Below are 19,293 nucleotides of genomic sequence, written 5' to 3'. Positions count from 1 at the left end.
TTGGCTCTGGTGCATAGTCTAATACAGACTGCGTGGTATCTGGTACCCCGCCAGCAACTGCTGTGTGAACGGGTTGGTATTACTGCCCGCATGCAGGCGATAACGCATCTCGCCATCGTCCAACGCAAACCGCACATCCACGGCACTGCTGCTCACGCCGGTGATGTCGGCTTCGTCCAGCAGGCGAAACAACGCCCAGGGGCCGTTTTCCGAAATACTGCGTGGCGAGCGGTTCACTTCCGTGGGCACCAGGGTCACCCGGCTCTCAACCGAATCCCTCAGTGTATTGGGCCACACCAGCGGAATGCTCTGGCTGGGGCCGTGGCTGAATTCGACCAGTTGCCCGTCCACGTTCATCACGCTGCGGCGCTTGTTGGAAGACAGGTGCAACGGCTCCAGTGCAAACTCGACATCCAATGAGCCGCTTCGCGTGAAGAAGGCACGGCGGATATTCTCAGCCTTCTCCAGCGAGGCCAGCACATCACGACGAACCAGGCTGGCGCGCTTGGAACCGGCAATGTGTTCCGGATGGTCTTCCAGAAACAGCTTCAGATTGTCGTTGTAAAACTGGTCCAGCACACCGTCCGGCGCAAAGAAGCGCTCGAAATCTTGCAGTGCGGCGTCGCGGCCGGCGCCCGGATTGAACGGGTAATGCCTGGCCAGACTCTGCTGGAACGGCTGGTAGACTTCCTGGTACCACTGGCGTTCCAGCTGCGCCACAGCCTGATCCAGCACCACGCGCCAGCTTTCCGATGCCAGCTTCTCAAGCATACGGTCCAGCGGTGCCGGCTGATTTGAGGCTACCCGTTGCAGGGTGAAGATCGGGTCCGCGCCTTGCAGGCCCATCCGGGCACGGGCGGCGGAAAGCGCAGCCTTGCCACGATCCGGTGCTTCCTGGATGCCACGCAGATAGGTGTGCAGGTTCTGAACCACGTCCATCACCTGTTCCATATCGCTGGGGTTGTCACCCCGTTTGTCGATCAATGCGTTCAGGTCGGTGAACTGTCGTTCAATTTCCTGAACCATTTGGAAGTGGGCGGACTGCTCCATCACTTTGCGGGCCGCTTCGGCTTCTTCACTACCACCGGGAATCAATCGGGTATTGGCGGTAACCTGCGCCAGCAACTGATTCAACGGCTCGTGACCGCTGGTCAGGCTTTCCAGAATACGCACACCATGGTTAAGGTCGCTGAAGCTCTGGATGTCCAGCCGGCTCAGCGCCCGACGCCAGCTCGCCACGTAGTTTTCCGCGTACAGGGATTGCAGTTGCGCCTGCAGCCGCGCTTCATCCGCCTTGCTGAAGTTCACATCGTCCCGACGGCCCAATACCCAGGCATCAACCAGAGCCAGTTCCGTCACCGAGCCGGATTTGCGCAGGAACCAGGAATCCAGGCCCTCACGGGTCAACAGTGATGGAATCACCACCGGATCTTCCTGTTCGGTGTTCTCCTCATCAAGAGGTTCGCCGAACTCATCCAGGCGTACGAACACGGTGCTGAAGGCCGGTCCGGACTCCCGGGCCAGATCCAGCGGTGAGCGGAAGTTCTGCTCCGCTTCTTTCTCCAGATCCCGATAAACCCGGTCCGGAGTCGCAATGCGGCCGAGCTCGTGCTGAGCCCATTGAACACTGCTGCGGAAGGGGGCCAGGGCCATGTCCGCGGTCTTGTCACCCGCTTCCACCCTCTGGTTCAGGTCCGTGTGCAGCATCGCATAGTCCAGGTGGCTGAGCAGCCGTTGTTGCAGATCCCGCTGCGCCGGGTAGGCGCGTTGCCAATAATCGCTCATGTAGCTGTGAACAATGTCCCGGCGGCGGCCACTGGCATCGTAGAGCATCCGCAATACACGCAAGTGGTCGAGGCGCTCAGAGCTGGTGTCCGGGGCATCGCTCATCTCTTCCATCACGCCCAGCATCAGCGCGGGCATGAACTGGTAGGCCAGCATGTCCAGGTAGGATTCTTCCACTTCCGGACCAACCTTGTGGCCTTTATACAGGCCCATATCCGCCACGACAGCCGGTTCCGCCCGGTAATCACCAAACGCCAGGGTGGCTTCCCGCAGCTGGTCCAGAGGCTCCAGCAAATTGCGGCCAGTGGTATCAGGTTCGTAGCCGATGGGGCGCCAGTTATCGATAAAACTGCGTACCCGCTCCTCCACCGCGGTAGCGGCCTGGGCATTTTCGATAAAGTAGTGCTGCCATCCGGCGGTCATACCCAGGCCGGCGGCAACGGCCACGACGGCCGCGACAGCAATGCGGCGACGCCGACTACCAACCACTTTCTGGTTGTCACCAGCCAGGCCCGCTTCGCGATAGATAATGTTGGGAAACAGCTTTTCGGTGAACAGGCTTGAGGACTGCCCACCACGCTGAGCCGGCTGTATCGGGCTGGCAAGCCCATAATTCGCGGCAGCGGCTGAGACAAACGCATCTTCCGGCACGCCTTCCTGAACCACGGAGGTGAAGTAGGTGCCTCGCACCAGGGCCGGCGTTGAAAAGGCATCCGCAGAAAGCAGGTCTGCCAGGAACTGCTCAAGCACTGGCTTCAGGCCGGCCAACTGACGGGTAAAGGAATAAGCAGCGGCACGCTCTTCAGCATCCCTTGTGGCAGACAGCACGTCCGGAAGCCGCTCACCGAGTTGCTCCGCGAGTTTGCTGAAGCTTTGGTCAAATTCGCCCAGCCAGTCGTCGGCATCCAGTTGGCCGTCCAACTGGAAGGTAAAGCCCAGGGGCTGCTCACGCTCGGCTTTGGAGAGTGTGCGGGCAAATGGCGCAAACCCGTAGAGCAGGTCCATTTTGGTAAAGCTGATGTACACCGGCAACTGGGAGCCCAACTGCTCCATCAGTTCCCGCAGCCGGGTACGGAGCAGGATGGCCTGGGCCTGGCGCTGCTGTTCATTGCCAGTGCTCAGACGGGCAAGATCAACCGCCAGCACAATGCCATTCAAGGGGCGCTGGGGGCGGTTCTTTTCCAGCCAGGTGATGAAGTGGGTCCACAGCCGCTGCTGAATTTCGCTACTGGCGCCTTCACCGTCATTCTGGCTCAGCAGTTCGCCGTCCGGGTCAATCAGTACACCGTTGTCGCCCACCCACCATTCAAAACCGAAAGGGTTACGCTCGGTGCGAGGATTGCGGGTGACGTTGGTGAGGGTGTATGTCTGCCCTGAGCGCTGGATGAGGCTGGTTTTACCAGCGTCTTCCAGGCCCATCACCAGGTACCAGGGCAAACGATAGACACCCTTTCGGCCCGGCAGGTTGCTCTTGAGTTCCGTCAGGCGGCGATCAAGCAGGCGCTGCTGACGCCGTTCCAGCGGCAGGATGGGATCTTCCTCTTCCTTCTGCTCTTCCGCCTTGGCGACGTTCACTTTACGCAGCTTGCGCGCCAGCATCATGCCCCAGACCATGGCCACCAGCAGTACCACCACCAGCGTCACCAGGGCACGCATCTGCCAGGCTGCCAACGGGTATTCACCGCCGATTTCCAGGCGCGGGCCCAACCACCAGGTTGCGGCCAGCAGTACCACCACACCCAGCGCCAGGGTAATCGGCGCCGCACTGCGCACAAAGGGCAGTATCCGTCGTCCAATGAGTAGGGCTTGTCTCCACATGGTGTCCATTCCTGTCAATTTGATCCGTCAGTTGTTATGCGAGTCTGTCCAGCCTGGCCACCAGGCCGGGCTCCCAGTCTTCAAGATTCATCCCACGGGTCTGCTCACGCAGATCCTGCACCTGTTGTTTCGCCAGGCTTTTCATACCGCTGTCTTTCATCAACTGGCTGCTCATCAGCCGCCAGTAGAATCGGTCACGGGGCTCGCGGGCGGAATCCAGGCCTTCTTCCAGCAGCTTCATGGCCGGCGCCAGACCCTTCTGATCCATCACTGCCCGGGCATCCTCGTAAGCCTGTTCCCATGCACTCGCGCCGCCTGCGGCGCCACCTTTCGCCGGGCCGCTGAGCATCCAGTCGGCTACCGCTTTGGGCAGAAAAGGCGTGCCGTCGTTAAAGGTCATGTCCGCCAACTCTGGCAACCGCTCAACGAAGGCTTTGACCGCCGTGCGGATAGCTTCGGCACAGGTCTCATGCCCCAACGAAGACGCCACTTGTGCGCTTAACCAGTGGCCCTCCAGCCAGAACGGACTGACCGACAGGCTTTGCTCAATGCGTTGCCAAAGTGCCAGATCCGGGGATTTGGACAGGCTCTCGCGATAGTCAGCCACCCTGTCGGCGCTGACCGCCGCCAGATCGCTCTTGATGCCGTCGCGTGCTGGTGGAACCGAAGTAATGGTCTGCCAGATGGCGTAACGGCGGAGCTGATAGCCCAATGCATCGGCGGGCGTGGTTTCGGTCAGCATATCCGCCACTTTAAGCAGGCTCTGGCGGGTGGCCCGCTCATTGGCAGGGTCCAGGGTCAGGCTGCCCAGAGACGCGGAAGAGGTGCTGCTGGCTTGCGGCGAAGAGGAGCCGGCCGATGACGTACCCGTGGTTTCGGTATTATCGGTGGCTTCCGACGGCCTGGGCGTATCGGAAGGCGATGGCAGTTTTTCCACGGCCCGACGCAAGTCGACCAGGCCGTCATCCGGCAGCTCCAGTGCACTCGCCTGTTCCAGCAGCTTGGCGAGCGTGGTCAGGCAGAATTCCCGGCCATCGCCCACGCCGCCGTCGAAGCTCAGTGCCGACACTTCCTTGAGGGCTCGTTGCAGAATCTGGGTCATCAGCATTTTGCGGGCGCGTTTGCCCTTGTCGCCCGGATAAGGCCAGGCATCGTGCCACCAACTGTCCAGTACCCGGTGCAACAGGTACAGCGACAGCGCAAACCGTTCACCGTTGCCGCCACGCTGCAGGCACAGCAGAAGAAATCCCAGCACCTTGAGATCTTTACTGGTGTCTGACAGCAAGCGAAGCGATTCACTCTCCACCTTGCCCCATTCAACACCGGTGTGGGCCAGCGAGCCCACTTTCATGATTTCGTTCTCAAGGTATTCCATGGTGGGGTCGTCCATCAGGTTTTCACCCGTGGCGCTCTCACCGGAAAGCCTATTCAACACCTGTTCAACGTATGGATGCTGCTCTACTGCCTGCATGTCCAATCCCTGTCTTTGCAAATGGCACTACACATTCTTGATAAAGATCACTACCAGCCACACGCTTCCCGCAGTGGCTCAAGGGTTTCCCGAAACCCGGTCAGGTCGAACATCAACCCGTCGACGACGCCACTGGACGACGCCACAGTCACTCCGGACGCGGCCGCCATGTTTCGCACGGTTCGGATGGCGGGCAGCCCCCGACCACCACTGATCACGAAACCGTCGTCCCGGACCCGCCAGATCTGACGGCCCTGGCCAAAATCGACGGTGACCCGTTCCTCTTTCACTGCCTCCGGCATCATCAACGTCAGTTCGGTGATGTTGTTGTGACACTGCACCGCCAGCAGCGGCCTCGGCGGTTTGACCCCAAGGGCACTGAGCGTCAGCAGATGTCCTGCCAGCTCCGAAGTATTGCGATACAGCGGGCCGTCACCCGGGCGGCGGCGCTGTTCCTGAGCAAAGGCCTGGCGCCAGCGCTCGGGCTGGTTGCCAACGATGGCGTCTTCAACCGCCACTGAAAACGGGGTACCAAACACCTCGTCAAAACACGCCAACCGTTCCAGGCGCTGGCTCTCTTCGGTACACGCCATGGCCTCCGCCACCTGGGGATTGCCCTGCGCATTGGCGGCCAGAGACATAGTCGTACCAAGGGCACAGAGCACAATGGCAAGGAGGCTGTTACGTCGAATACTTGGGTTCACGCTTCTGTCACCTGATACTTCAGACATTTATGGGCCAGGGTGCGCTTGGGCAGCCCCAGGCTTTCCGCTGCCTGGGCACGGTTGCCACCGTACTGGCGCAGGCGTTCACGAATGATGGCTGCCTCGAACGCCTGGGCCGCAGCCCGAAGGTCGTCCACTTCATCCGCCTGGGGCATGCCCGGTACGACAGTTCCCTGAAGGTCACTGGCCACACAGGTTTCCTGGCTCGGAAACAGGTCGTCCAGGCGCAGTACTTCCGGCTGGATATCGTCACCCACCGGGGTTTGCAGGCAGGCAAACTCAACAATGTTCCTCAGTTCCCGGGCATTGCCGGGAAAGTTATATGCCGCCAGCATGCCCAAGGCATGGCTGCTGATACCCAGTGGGCCGGCGCCCTCGCGGGCCGTGTACTCACGGATGAAATGCCGGCACAGGGGCTCCAGATCTTCCGGGCGCTCCCGCAATGGCTTGACCCGCAACGGGAACTGGCTGAGCCGGTAGAACAGGTCGCGGCGGAACCGGCCCTCTTCGATGCAGTCACTCAGTGGCTGATGGGTGGCCGCGACCAGTCGAAAATCAGAGTGTTGTTCCTGCTGAGCTCCGAGTGGGCGGAAGCGTCGGCTTTCCAGCACCCGCAACAGTTTGGACTGCAGAGCCATGGGCATGTCGCCGATCTCATCCAGGAACAGGGTGCCGCCATCCGCTTGCGCCAGCAGACCTTCCTTGGCTCGGTCGGCACCGGAAAACGCACCCTTGGTATGGCCAAAAAGTTCGCTTTCCAGCAACGAGTCCGGGATGGCGGCGCAATTGACCACCACCAAGGGCCCTTCGGCCCGATCCGAAAACCGGTGAATGCCCTGGGCTACGAGATCCTTGCCGCAGCCGGTTTCACCCTGCACCAGAACCGAGAGCTGGCTGCCTGCGGCCCGGACAATTTGGGCGCGAAGGTCGGTCATGCCTTTGGAGTTGCCAACCAGAGTGGTCGCCAACTCTTCACAGCGCTGGCGTACGGCTTCTGCGTCGTGGAGGTGGTCGAGGGAGCGCTTGAGCATGCGCCGCTGCCAGACTTGGTCGCTGGTCTTGAGCTGGCTGACCCATTGGTGAGACAGCAGGGTTAACAAACCGCGGTACAGTGGCTGGGCGGTGATGCCGTCCCATTCGGGTTCTTCATTGCACAGCACGAGGATGCCGAGGGTGCGGCCGTCTTCGCCTTTGATGGGTTCCAGCCAGAATGAGCGGGGCCGGTTGCTGGCGTCGACCAGGGCCTGGAACCCTGGATGATCCAGGCGGTAGCTGGCGGCCCGTGACAACTCCCTGGGTTTGCCCTGTTGCAGCAGGTGGGCAAAGGGGTGGCTGAAGTCGCCGCAGTCGAATTCGCCTTGCTCGCCCAGCGCTGCACAATGGAGCGTGCGGCCGCTGAGGTCGAGTTCCAGTGACCAGCAGCGGGTGAGGCCGAAGGTGTTTTCGAGTTGCCATGAGGCGACTTTTAGCAGGGTTGGCAGGCTGTCCTGCCGGAGCAGTTCAACCGCCAGGTCTATGCCGGTGTGCAACTCCGTCTGCATCCGTCCCATTATTTTTCTTCCCTGTGTAGGTTGTTCGCCGACCGCGTACCCTGTGGTTCGGCTTTCCAAAACACGCTGTGAATACATCCCTGTACGCTCCGCTCTCGTTCGCCGCCCGCACTCCGTGTGGTTGAGCCTTCCAAAACACGCCTTGAATACGTCCCTGTAGGCTCCGCTCCGCCATCCATGGCTCCGCAGGGTTTTGGAAGGCTCAACCCCACGGAGCGCTACCATTCAGGATGCCTGCACGTTAAGCGACTGTTCCTGTGAACTTGTTGTCTTCAACACCAAGCGTCACTTTGGTGACTGGCTCCCGGGCAGCCAGTTTCTCCAGCAACGCCAGCGAGACCGGCGGCAGCAGTTCACCTTCAATAATCGACTCCAGCATCCGCGCGCCGTTTTCACTGCGGGTGGCGCGGCTGCGGATGGCTTCTACCAGGCCGCCTTCCAGTTCCACGTCGGTGTGGTACCGGTCGCCGATCTGAGCGGCCAGGCGGTCGAGTTTGTCGCCAACGATGCGGTTGAGGGTTTCCTCACCCAGCGGTAGGTAGGGCACGACTTCCATACGTGCCAGCAATGCCGGTTTGAAGAAGTTGGCCAGTTCCGGGTAGAGCGCTTCCTCGATTTTTTCGGGCTCGTCCGCGTGTTTGACGATGGTCTGGTAGCCCAGGTTCGAGGTGAGGAAGAACACAACGTTCTTGCAGTCGATCAGGCGGCCTTCACCGTCGGCCAGTTCACCCTTGTCGAAGGCCTGGTAGAACAGGTTGAGGACTTCCGGATGGGCTTTTTCGACTTCGTCGAGCAGCACGACCGAATAGGGCTTCTGGCGGATGGCTTCGGTGAGGATGCCGCCTTCGCCGAAGCCCACATAACCCGGTGGTGAACCGATCAGGCGGGAGACGGTGTGTTTCTCCTGGTACTCGGACATATTGATGGTGGTGAGGAACTGGCGGCCGCCGTAGAGCAATTCGGCCAGTTGCACCACGGTTTCGGTTTTACCGACACCGCTGGGGCCGGCCAGCAGGAAGGCGCCCATGGGGCGGCCGGGGCGACGCAGGTCGGCACGTGCGGTCAAAAGGTGCTGGTGCAGCGCGCCGATGGCGGTGTCCTGGCCTTTGATGTGCGATTGCAGATATTCCGGCAACCGGGTGATTTTTTCCAGCTCGTCGGCGGTCATGCGGTTGACCGGAATGCCAGTCCAGTCGGCGATAACTTCGGCCACCTGGCGGGCATCGACACGGGCATGCACCATAGGTTCGTCGGCCTGCAGCTCTTCCAGTTCCTGCTCGATGGCGGCGGCTTCGCTTTTTAGGTCAGGGCGCTCTTCGTTGGTTTCCGGCGTGGCGTCTTCCGCTGATACGTCCGCGTCAGTCTCGGCAGTGTTCTCGCTCAGCAGTTGCTCGCGAATGTCGACGAGACGCGCCACCAGTTCCCGCTGGTCGTTCCAGCGCTGTTCCAGTTCTTCCGCTTCCTCTCGCAGGGTTTCCAGGCGCTCCACCAGTTCGTGTTCACGCTGGTGGTCGATGGCCTGCCCAAGTGTCTGTTCGCGGGTCATCAGTTCCTGCTCCATGCCCAACTGGTGCAGTTCACTCCGCACGTGGCTGAGACGGCGCGGAGGCGTGCTGAGGTTGAGGCTGACCCGGGCGCAAGCGGTGTCCAGCACGTCGATGGCCTTGTCCGGGAGCTGACGGCCAGCGAGGTAGCGGGCTGACATGTCGGCAGCGGCTTTCAGGGCGCTGTCGGCGATCAGGACCTGGTGGGCCTTTTCGTAGACAGTGCGCAAGCCACGGAGGATGTGGACCGCTTGAGCCGGGGTTGGCTCATCCAGCGCGACGGGCTGGAAGCGGCGGCTCAGGGCCGGGTCTTTCTCAAAGTATTTCTTGTACTCGCGCCAGGTGGTGGCCGCGATGGTGCGCAGCTCGCCACGGGCCAGGGCCGGTTTGAGCAGGTTGGCGGCGTCGGAGCCGCCTTCGCTGTTGCCGGCACCGATGAGGGTGTGGGCTTCGTCGATAAACAGAATGATGGGCGTCGCGGAGCTTTTCACCGCTTCAATCACGCCTTTCAGGCGTTTTTCGAACTCGCCTTTCACCGACGCACCGGCCTGCAGTGCCCCCATGTCCAGAGTCCACAGTTCCACGCCCGTCAGGCGCTCCGGCACATCGCCACTGACGATACGCAGGGCCAGGCCTTCAACAACGGCGCTTTTGCCCACGCCGGCATCGCCGACAACAATGGGGTTGTTCTTGCGACGACGGCAGAGAATGTCGATCATCTGATCGATTTCGGTGTCTCGGCACACCACTGGGTCCAGTTTCTTGTCCCGGGCCAGTTTGGTGAAGTCGGTGGCGTAGCGCTTGAGCGGGTCCATGTCCACCTGCGCCTGATTGGCGGCACTGGGGCCATCCTCAGCGCGAGGCTGTTCGACCGACCCGCGGGTCATGGAATCGAACTGGCGGCGCAGCTGTTCGCGGTTGATGTCTTTCAGACGCTGACTGACCTGGGGCATCAGGTAACGGTCTGCGTTCATCAGCAGTGCCAGCATGATGGCACCGGAGCGCAGGTCGGTGTGGCCCAGTTCAGTGGAGGCAATCAGCCAAGCGTCCTGCAGCAGCTCGATCAACAGCGGCGAGAACGACGGGTACGGCTCGGCGGACTGAGGCTCGCCGTTCAGGCTGTCCCCCACCACCGGCTGTAGGGTGTGGTGGTCAATACCGGTGCTTTCCAGAATCTGGCGCACGTCCGTAAACGGTGTTTCCAGCAGCTTGAACAGCAGGTGGGCCGGAGTGATTTCCGCACCCTGACGGCTGATGCACAGGGCCGCCGAGCTTTCCATTCCCTGGCGACAAATCTCGTTGAGGCGCCCAATCAGCGCCGGCAGTTCTACCCGAATCACAGTGATCTCCTTATTTCGGGAGTTGTTCCAGTACGCTGAGCACATCCCTGATGCGTTCGTTCAGCGCTATGTTGTAAAGCGTGTATACCCCGGCCATGGCCGCCACAAACAGTCCGCCAATGCCCCAGAGGGGCAGGCCTGTCCGTAGCCGGTTGCGAGCCGGGGTTACGTTGTCCAGTGCGCGGGTCAGGGGCTGCGGTTCCTCGTCGCGACGCAACCCGCGAATCTGTTCATACAGCCCACGAATAATCTGTTCGTATTCGTCCCGGCCGTTGGTCATTACCTTGTAGCGGCCCTCGAATCCCAGGCACAGGCACAGATAGATGAACTCCAGCATGTCGCGGTAACGTTCCGGTTCCTGCTCCATGCGGGCGGTGATGGCGAACACCTTCTCGCCACCCCAGGTTTCGTTGTGGAAACGGGACAGCAACGAATGCTGGGACCACACGCTGTGGGCACCCCAGTCGGTGCCCAGCACGGCTTCGTCAATAAAGGCGCAGAGTACGTAGCGATAGGCCACCACCGTCGGCCGCTCGTAGCCCTGCTCCACCAGTTCCCGATCAATGGCGGCCACTTCGTCGACCACCTGCTGGTACAGGTTTTCCACACCGTGGAAATCCGCCAGCCGACGCACCCGGATTACCAGCCCCAGCAGGGGCGTCGCGGCATCAATCAGCCGGTTATCCTCCAGGCCCCGCAGCTGGAACTGGTCATTACCGAAGCCCTGATCGCCCACGCGACCATCGCGGTTACTGTCCGCGAACATCAGGTCATCAAACGCACTGCCACCTGCTTCCGTGTTGCCATTGGGTGAATCCATCACCGGTGCATCTGCCATGATTTAGCTCCTGATTGCCCAGAACTGCATTTCCATTCCCGGGAAACTGCCGGCCACATGGAACGCAAAGCCGCTGGCGTTGTCGAGCATCTGCCAGGCCTGGCTCTGGTCGTCCAACCGGAAGTACACGAACCCGGCGTGATACGGCAACTGACGGGGCGCCACCGGCAGGGCCGACAGCGGAATCCCCGGCAATTGCAAGCTGATGAGATCGCGGATTTTCTCCACCGACGCCACCTTGCACTGCTGGGTGAACTGCTTGCGCAGATCGTCCAGCGGCATGTCCGCCTTCACTGCCAGGATGAACTCGGCCTGGCCGATCAACTGTGCATCCTGGACCGGCGCCACCGTGAGGCCGTACTGGCGTTGCTGCAGCTGGATAGCCAGCGCGCGCGGCTCCAGCACCGTGCTCAGTGATTGCCTCAGTACCTGCATCAGCGGGGTGAAGGAATCCTCCGGCAGGTCGTGATCGTACGCGGTGTATTCCTGGGGCAGGCGGTTTTCATCGGTAAAGGTCACCAGTTCGCCGCACAGCTCCAGCAAAGCCTCGTAGAGCCGCTCCGGATGCAACTGACGCAAACGCGCCAGATGCAGGAAACGGGGATGAGCGCGATTAAGCATCTGCAACAGCATGAAATCCGCCACGTCCGCGACACCACCCTGCCCCGGGGCACCCACGCGCTCGGCAATGTTCTTGGCCCGCTCGCGCATCAGCCCGGCCATTTCCCCGACGAAACGCTGAAGCCGGGGCGCTGCCCGCACACTGAGCATGGTGGGGATGAAGTTCGGGTCCATCACCAGGCTGCCGTCCGGGCGCTTTTCCAGGATCCGGCCAATGGCCAGGGCCGCGTAGGCACTGCGATCGTCCCGTTCCAGCATCAGTTTCGGGGCCACCCGGGCCACGTCGATGGTGTGGGAGTCTCCGTCAATGGAATGCAGGTCCCGGACTTCCTCGCTCTGGGCCCGGAAACGGCCAGCGATGGCGGCTTCCGGCCATTCCACTTCCGCCAGGCTCTCGCTGCCCAGCGGCAGGGCCAGATACACCACCTGGTTGGCCACGGAGGCATCAGTGATCTCCAGGGGTTCCGGCATCACGTCGTCCTGGGGCAGGCAGAAACGGGTGCCGTCCGGAAACAGGCCGCTGGCCCGTACCAGGCCTACCCGGCCAAAGCTCAGGTATTCGGCGTTCAGCTCCAGATCGCTGAAACCGTACAGGTAATCAGAAATCGCCAGGGCTCGTTCGTTGATCTGGTGTTCCAGGTAACGTTGTTGCTGCTGGAAGTGCTGGGGCTTGATGAACAGCCCATCACTCCAGACGACTCGATTCGTTGCAGACATCAGGACTCATCCGACCTTCTGAGTTTGACTTCACGCTCGCGCAGATTGACCAGCAGGTGGTAACGACCACCGATGGGATCCACCTTCACCACCTTCTTCCACTGAGACAGGTTGGGATAAGCGTAGAAGGCGATCACACCGATAAAGCGCGTATCCTCGGCGATTTCGAACGGCTCAATGAACTTGAACTGCCCTGGCACCAGGGTGTAATCGCTGTGGTCCACATAGTTGCGACCCAGGGACGGCTCCAGTTCGCCCAGCAACTGGTCGAAATCTGCCGCCATCAGGCGCGAGCTGTCCCGCATCTGGATGATCTGGAAGGCGATGGGTGTCGGCGCCAGGGATTCGTTGGGGTTCACGTCCGGCTCCGCCAACATGGTCAGGTCCACGCGGCTTGGCAGCTCATCCGGGTAACCCACAGGGATGTCCGGATCCCACATCACCTTGGCGGTCTTGGTAACAGCGTTGTAGGGGGTGCTACACCCCACCAAAACGAGAATGGCGACCAGCAAACTCCATTTGCAGTACTTCACGACAGGTTCTCCCTCTGTAATTGACGCAGTTGTTGATCGTAAGCCTGTTCAAACACCTCCTGAAAAAGGCGCTCAAAACCCTGCTGACGACTGGAACTCAGTTCCCGGTAATAGTGTTGGTACATCTCCCATGCCCAGTTACTTTCATCTTCGTCGGTTTTCAGGCCCCGGCGATAACCATGGAACCGGCGCAGCAATGCCTCCGGTGAGAAAGCGTGGAGAATGGCATCCAGCCCCTCGCGAATAGCGGTCTGGGTAGCGAGCTGATGATGGTGAAGGCTTTGCAGGCTCTCACTGACCGCCGCCGGTGCGGACAGATGAACCGGACTGCGCTGGCTGGCGAACAGGGTCTGCACGGTCTCGTTGTAGTCTTCGCCCAGGCGTAGCGGGTTGTCCTCAATGGGCTGCAAGCGGGTGCGCAGAGCCTGATGGCGGCTGTCCTCACCCTGATGCAGGGCCAGCAGGCCTTCCACGGTGGCTTTCAGGGTCTGCCCGGCCTCTTCCAGGAACAGGCGCATTTCGTCGCTGTCGGCGAAGCCCAGATCGGTATCCATGCCGCGCAACAGCGGCGCACCGCTGATGTGTTGGCGGCTCTGATCACTGGTCTCCCGGCGGCGGGCCGGCTTGGTGGTCTCTGACATCCTGTCACCCTCTCCTTTTCGCATGGGCAAGCCCATGGCTACGTCACGGTTCTCGCGATACTCGTCGGTTATAGCGCCCTCGCTGGCGTACCACTCTGGCTTGTCCGCCAGCAGGGACTCCCGGTCACGGCTTTCGGCCACATCAGCGTGCTGGCTTTCGCCACGGGGGTCTGACCAGGCCTGCAGGGGATCGTCGCTGAAGGTTTCACCCGGCGCCGGCTGCAAACCGTGCAGCGGTTCATCCCCAACGGTTTCCAGTTCACGCTCCTCGGCGCGCATCAGCTCGCCCTCATCGACATTGACCAGAGTGGCGTCCTCCGCTTCCTCCGGCAGGTTGCCATCCTGGCGCTGGCCGCTAAGCACCTCTGCCTTGAGCTGATAGCGACCAATGGTGATGGTGTCACCACTCTTCAGGCGTGCCCGGCGGCCCCGGCCGACTGGCTGGGTGCCGCTGTTGATATAGGTGCGGCCGCTGCGGTCAATGAGGCAGAACACGCCGTCCATAAACCGAACTTCTGCATGGCCGCCAACAGCACCGGTGCGGTGTGAAGACAGCTGCCAGGTATCACTGCCGGCACTGCCGATTGAGCCGCCGCTGATCCCGAACACGTGTTCCCGGGCCAGGCCGCTGGCAACCTGGGTGGGATTACTGACCACCAGTTTCAGGTTATGGGTTGGTTGATGTTCCATATCCGGTTTCCTTTATTAACCTGCTAAGCAATCCATAGAATTCAGCGGCGAATCTGCAACCGCACCGCTGGCAGCTTCCGGGCTTTTTCCGGGGTGACAAACGAGTTCCAGCCCAGCCGCACATCCGCGCCCAACTGCATTGGCTTTACATCCCTCGGGCGCATCTGCAGTTCCAGGTCGTAAGCCAGCTGTTCCCGGGTGACAAACTCCACCAGCTTCACCAGCCGGTCGTGGTCGTCGCCGTTGGGCAGAAAATCCGCAAATCGCTGTCGGTCGAGGTTGCGGATGCGCAGGATGAATTTGCCGCTGCGATCGCGAATGCCCGAGCCTACCAGCGTGTCCTCACCGAGGGCGGCGTTGGCCTGCCCCAGCCGAGTTTGCTGATCCTTCGGGATCTCCACCCGACGCAATACCCACTGCTCAATGCCGACATCGTCCAGATCAAAGCAATGACCGATGATGCCGCTGACCACTTCCGGAGAACGGCTACGGCCCGCCATCATCCCGGCATAGGCCAGCATCTTCGACCAGTTAACCGGTGTTGCCGCCCTGACCTGCGGGTCACCGAGACCCACCAGGGAGAAAATATGCTCGGAGAAGCCGTCAGAGGCCTCCGGCTGAAACCGCACGTAATAGCGATACTTGCGCCACGCCCGATGAAACAGCGTCACCAGCCGGTGATTGAAGAAATCCAGGAAGTGGCGACGAATGCCCAGGTTCTGCCCCGCCTCCCAGGCCAGGTCCTCCAGGTAATAGCCTGGCAGGGGCGACTGAGAACCATGCAAGCCCAGGAAACTGACTTCCAGTTGATAGGGCGCGTGCTCGTGCTCCGGCGACGCCGCCGATACCACATCACTGCCGGGAAAACCCAGGCCGGCCGAGGCCGAGAAGCGGATGCGCTCCCGCTGTGGCTGCTCGTCCTGGGATCTTTCCAGATCATCACCGTGGTGACGATGGATCAGATCCACCAGTTGGAAAAAGCTGTAGCGCCGTGCATTGCCCAGAACGGGTTGCAACTCGGCTACATCAGAGGCTGCTGCCCTTGTTGTAACGTCCATGTGTACCGTTCCTGATTGTCTGTATTCACCACTTCCAATTGGTGAAAGGCGTTAATACTGGCGTAAAGTGCGAAAAACTGGCTGAGTACCGTACCAAACAGGTACAAATCGCCTTCCGAGGCGAACGACTGCTGATCCAGCCGCATCACCGAGCGAATACCCCGCACCGGCAAGCCCCGCACCATCCGGTCCACCGGCGTGGTTTCGATGTCCAGAATGCCGGCCAGGCGCTTCTGGGATACCCGCTCCGCCTGGCGATCCACCAGGGCGCGAAAATCATAAACCCGCAGTACTGTGCGCAAGGCGTCCACATCCAGCAGCGACAGGTAGTTCAGCGACAGGTTGGAGATCAGTGTCCACAACAGGCTGCCATCCAGCGTCGGCCGCAGGGTGTGCGTGGGCCGGGTAATATTGCTGAATGAGGCGAACGCCGGCGTGGTTTCTGTCGCCATGCAGATCTCCCCCACCGCCAGCTGATGCGGTAACTGACGGTTGGTGCAGGTCAGAGTCAGCGATACCGCTTCCTGCCGGTTCAGGCACTCGGACTCGTCACCGCGCACGAAGGATATGTAGTGGTCAAAGCCATCCCCACGAACGCTCTCCCGGGCCTTAACCCGGTAGTACAGGGCGGTACGACCACGATCCCGCTCCACCTCGTGCTGAAAACTCTCGAACGCGGTGTACAGCCGCGGCTCCCCGCGCCCGGACCGGCCTTCCAGCCAGCCCTCCACCTGCTCAATGCTGAATACTTCGTAGTGCTCCGGCGACCGGCTGGACGGCGCAATCCGGTACTCCGTCTGCCGCCCGTTCAGGTCCACCGGGTCTGCTTCGTGGGTGAACAGATTGATGGCCGGCGTGCAGTACAGCTGGAAATTCTCCGCACGAATCTTGGCATCCGGCGGCAGAATCCGGCTGAAGTGGAACCGCAGGCTGATCTCATCCGCCTGCACCGCCGGCAGTCGTGCCTTCAGGCCCTGAATATCCACAAACCGGAAGGCTTCAGGAAAACTCAGGAACTCCTGTAGGATCCGGTAGCCGGGATAGGCGTTCTTCGGATACGGCAACAGCGCCTCGTCGTTAGCGAACCCGACGGGCTTCAACTGGCTGGCCGAAATGGAAAACACCGAATCGCCCACCACCAGTTCCATACGCTGCAGGTAATGGTTCAGCCACAGGTACAGCGTCTCGGAAATATGGCTTTCGCCACCCAGGTAAAAACGCAAATTCTCCAACCCCAGGGACGACAACGGCTGATCGGTGTGCAACGCCAGGTCGACGGTGACAGAAGACACTTCCCGGGAGTGCTCTGCGTGAGCATCCGCCACGCTGACTGGAAACACGTCCACCGCCCGACAGGTACGGAACCGGCACTGGGTCTGACGCGTAGCGTCTCCCAGCGGGCGGCTCTTGATCTCGGTATGCCGATCCACCCGCTGACGCTCACTGATGGCGTGCAACTGCGGATCAAACCGCATGATGGTGCAACTGGGCACTGGCCGCAGATAGTTCGGCCACAGCATGTTTAGCAGGGAATGCGTCAGCTCGGGAAACTCGTCCTCGACCTTCTCACGGAGCTTCCCGGTCAAAAAGGCGAAGCCTTCCAGCAGCCGTTCGACATCCGGGTCAGTACTCTGCTCAGAAAGAAACCGGGTCAGCTGAGGATGCGCATCCGCAAACTCTCTGCCCTGTAGCCTGAGAAAACTCAGTTCGTCCCTGTAAAATCGATTCAACTTCATAACGACTACTACACCAAAGTTCGGCCGAGGGGATGGGGATACCTTTTCTGCCGGGAACAAGGTGTCCGAGCAAAGCGAGTTCTTTTTCCCAGAAGAAAAGGTATCGCCATCGCCTCTGACTCCGAGCAGGGGTGCAGTCAGGCTTCCAAAAGACGCTGCAAGCCAATCCATGGGCGCTTGGGCTCCGCCATCCATGGCTCCGCACACTTTTGGAAGCCTGACTGCACCCCCACTCTCATCCGTGTCTTCAAGCTATTTCGTGGCGTTAAATCACCCGGTAATAGCGCTTGTCATCCAATAACAAATCAATGGTCGTTTTATCGTCTTCCGAACCCACCTTCAGGTAGACCGTCACCTGAAACCGCAACTGCAATGGATCGGGCCCCTGGGGCATCGCCATCACATCCACCCGGCTCACCCTGGGTTCAAACTTCTCAATACACTGCCGTATAGCGCTTCGAATACGAATGCTCAGATCATGGGTACCCAGCGTGGCGTCGTTGAAATCCACCAGCCCCAGGTCCGGTACGCTCTCGCTGTTGCCCGGATGGGCATTCAGCAGGCGAACCAGGTGGCGCTTGATGGAATCCACCACATGGGTTACTTCCCCCATGCTTTGCCCCGCAGGTTCGGCAGCCTGTTCCAAACGCTCGAACAGACTGCCGCCCGAAGCCTGAACACCGTCAGCACCGGTGTTCCTGAACACGGATTAGTCCTTGTCCAAACGGCCGACGAGTGACAGTTCGAAGTTCGCACCCATGTACTTGAAGTGCGGACGAACTGCCAGGGATACCGAGTACCAGCCCGGATCGCCTTCCACATCGGAAACGGTCACCTTGGCGGCGCGCAGTGGTCGACGGCTGCGAACATCCGCCGGCGGGTTTTCCTGGTCGGCCACGTACTGGCGAATCCAGGTGTTCAGCTCACGCTCAAGATCCTGACGCTCTTTCCAGGAACCAATCTGCTCACGCTGCAGCACCTTGATGTAGTGCGCCAGGCGGTTCACGATCATCATGTAAGGCAGTTGCGTACCCAGCTTGTAGTTGGTTTCCGCTTCTTTGCCTTCCTTGGTGTTCGGGAACTGCTTGGGTTTCTGTACCGAGTTGGCAGAGAAGAACGCTGCGTTGTCACTGCCCTTACGCATGGTCAGGGCGATGAAGCCTTCGTCAGCCATTTCGTATTCGCGACGGTCGGTGATCAGCACCTCGGTCGGAATCTTGGCTTCCAGCTGGCCGAAGGATTCGAACGTGTGAACCGGAAGATCTTCCACCGAACCACCGCTTTGCGGGCCGATGATGTTCGGGCACCAACGGTACTTGGCGAAGCTTTCGGTCAGGCGCGTGGCCAGCAGGTAGGCCGTGTTGCCCCACAGGTAATGCTCGTGGTCGCCCGACACGTCTTCCTTGTAGTTGAAGCTGCGTACCGGGTTTTCCGTGGGATCATAAGGCACACGCAGCAGGAAGCGCGGTGATGTCAGGCCCAGGTAGCGGGCGTCTTCCGACTCACGCAGGGAGCGCCACTTGGCGTATTTCGGGCCTTCGAAGACGGCTTTCAGTTCCTTGATGGCCGGCAGTTCCTGATAGCTGTCGACACCGAAGAACGTTGGCGCAACGGAGGACAGGAACGGCGCATGGGCCATGGCGCCTACGGAAGACACGTACTGCAGCAGCTTCATGTCCGGCGTGGAGGGTGTGAAGGCATAGTTGCCGACAACTGCACCCACGGGCTCGCCGCCAAACTGGCCGTACTCGGTGGAGTAGATGTGCTTGTAGAAACCGGTCTGGGTGACATCGGGCGCGAACTCGAAGTCTTCCAGCAGTTCAGTCTTGGTGGCGTGAAGGATATCCACCTTGATGTTCTCGCGGAAATCGGTGCGATCCACCATCAGCTTCAGGCCGCGCCAGGAAGACTCCAGTTCCTGCAGTTTGGGCGCGTGCAGGATTTCGTCCATCTGTGCGCTGATCTTACGATCCAGCTCGACCACCATCTGGTCGACCAGTGCCTTGTTGACCGGCTGACCTTTCTCGTCGCTTTTCAGCAGGTTGGAGATAAACGTTGCCACGCCGCGGCGCGCCACATCGTATCCTTCATCGGCGGGAGCCATGCGACTGTTGGCCATTACCTGGTCCAGCAGTGAGCCTTCCGCAGCAGCTTCGGAGGCAGCAGATTGCTGCTCAGCAGTATCAGACATACCACATCCCTTCAGTACGTTTTAATAGAAAAGTG

General features: G+C 60.6%; 13 protein-coding genes. All 13 read right to left on the bottom strand.

Annotation, left to right across the window (positions count from 1 at the left end; all coding sequences use genetic code 11):
• Positions 1-18: 18 nt before the first annotated feature.
• The 13 genes from tssM to tssC all read right to left on the bottom strand — a co-directional run bounded on the left by tssM (position 19) and on the right by tssC (position 19,258).
• Positions 19-3,603 carry a type VI secretion system membrane subunit TssM gene (gene tssM, locus SIC19_RS11670; protein ID WP_083637220.1) on the bottom strand — a complete coding sequence of 1,195 codons (3,585 nt, stop codon included), beginning with the start codon at positions 3,601-3,603 and terminating at the stop codon, positions 19-21.
• Between the two features lie 34 nt (positions 3,604-3,637).
• On the bottom strand, positions 3,638-5,074 hold the full coding sequence (tssA, locus tag SIC19_RS11665; RefSeq protein WP_036211224.1) for a type VI secretion system protein TssA: 1,437 nt from the start codon (positions 5,072-5,074) through the stop codon (positions 3,638-3,640).
• A gap of 50 nt (positions 5,075-5,124) precedes the next feature.
• Positions 5,125-5,778, bottom strand: a complete 654-nt coding sequence (vasI, locus tag SIC19_RS11660; protein ID WP_083637221.1) for a type VI secretion system-associated protein VasI — start codon at positions 5,776-5,778, stop codon at positions 5,125-5,127.
• Positions 5,775-7,340, bottom strand: a complete 1,566-nt coding sequence (locus SIC19_RS11655) for a sigma-54 interaction domain-containing protein (protein WP_412535610.1) — start codon at positions 7,338-7,340, stop codon at positions 5,775-5,777. Before SIC19_RS11655 ends, vasI begins: the two co-directional genes overlap by 4 nt.
• A 250-nt stretch (positions 7,341-7,590) precedes the next feature.
• Positions 7,591-10,233: a type VI secretion system ATPase TssH gene (gene tssH / locus SIC19_RS11650; protein WP_412535518.1), complete on the bottom strand. Its 2,643-nt coding sequence runs from the start codon at positions 10,231-10,233 to the stop codon at positions 7,591-7,593.
• Between the two features lie 10 nt (positions 10,234-10,243).
• A complete protein-coding gene (gene icmH / locus SIC19_RS11645) occupies positions 10,244-11,071 on the bottom strand; it encodes a type IVB secretion system protein IcmH/DotU (RefSeq protein ID WP_036211235.1) in 828 nt (275 codons plus the stop codon).
• A 3-nt stretch (positions 11,072-11,074) separates the two neighbouring features.
• Positions 11,075-12,409: a type VI secretion system baseplate subunit TssK gene (tssK, locus tag SIC19_RS11640; RefSeq protein WP_075195790.1), complete on the bottom strand. Its 1,335-nt coding sequence runs from the start codon at positions 12,407-12,409 to the stop codon at positions 11,075-11,077.
• The gene (gene tssJ, locus SIC19_RS11635) at positions 12,409-12,942 is read right to left on the bottom strand and encodes a type VI secretion system lipoprotein TssJ (protein ID WP_036211239.1); all 534 of its coding nucleotides are present in this window, start codon (positions 12,940-12,942) and stop codon (positions 12,409-12,411) included. Before tssJ ends, tssK begins: the two co-directional genes overlap by 1 nt.
• The gene (tagH, locus tag SIC19_RS11630) at positions 12,939-14,273 is read right to left on the bottom strand and encodes a type VI secretion system-associated FHA domain protein TagH (RefSeq protein ID WP_075195791.1); all 1,335 of its coding nucleotides are present in this window, start codon (positions 14,271-14,273) and stop codon (positions 12,939-12,941) included. Before tagH ends, tssJ begins: the two co-directional genes overlap by 4 nt.
• 41 nt (positions 14,274-14,314) lie before the next feature.
• Positions 14,315-15,331: a type VI secretion system baseplate subunit TssG gene (gene tssG / locus SIC19_RS11625; RefSeq protein WP_036211243.1), complete on the bottom strand. Its 1,017-nt coding sequence runs from the start codon at positions 15,329-15,331 to the stop codon at positions 14,315-14,317.
• A complete protein-coding gene (tssF, locus tag SIC19_RS11620) occupies positions 15,295-17,067 on the bottom strand; it encodes a type VI secretion system baseplate subunit TssF (protein WP_075195792.1) in 1,773 nt (590 codons plus the stop codon). Before tssF ends, tssG begins: the two co-directional genes overlap by 37 nt.
• Before the next feature lie 265 nt (positions 17,068-17,332).
• Positions 17,333-17,773: a type VI secretion system baseplate subunit TssE gene (gene tssE / locus SIC19_RS11615; protein ID WP_036211248.1), complete on the bottom strand. Its 441-nt coding sequence runs from the start codon at positions 17,771-17,773 to the stop codon at positions 17,333-17,335.
• Positions 17,774-17,776: 3 nt separating this feature from the next.
• Positions 17,777-19,258, bottom strand: a complete 1,482-nt coding sequence (gene tssC, locus SIC19_RS11610; protein WP_036211251.1) for a type VI secretion system contractile sheath large subunit — start codon at positions 19,256-19,258, stop codon at positions 17,777-17,779.
• Between the last annotated feature and the right edge of the window lie 35 nt (positions 19,259-19,293).

Source organism: Marinobacter sp. MIT930201, assembly GCF_047122665.1.
Taxonomy (GTDB): domain Bacteria; phylum Pseudomonadota; class Gammaproteobacteria; order Pseudomonadales; family Oleiphilaceae; genus Marinobacter; species Marinobacter salarius.
The sequence above is the reverse complement of the archived record's forward strand: the minus strand, read 5'-3'. Positions and strand labels throughout refer to the sequence as shown.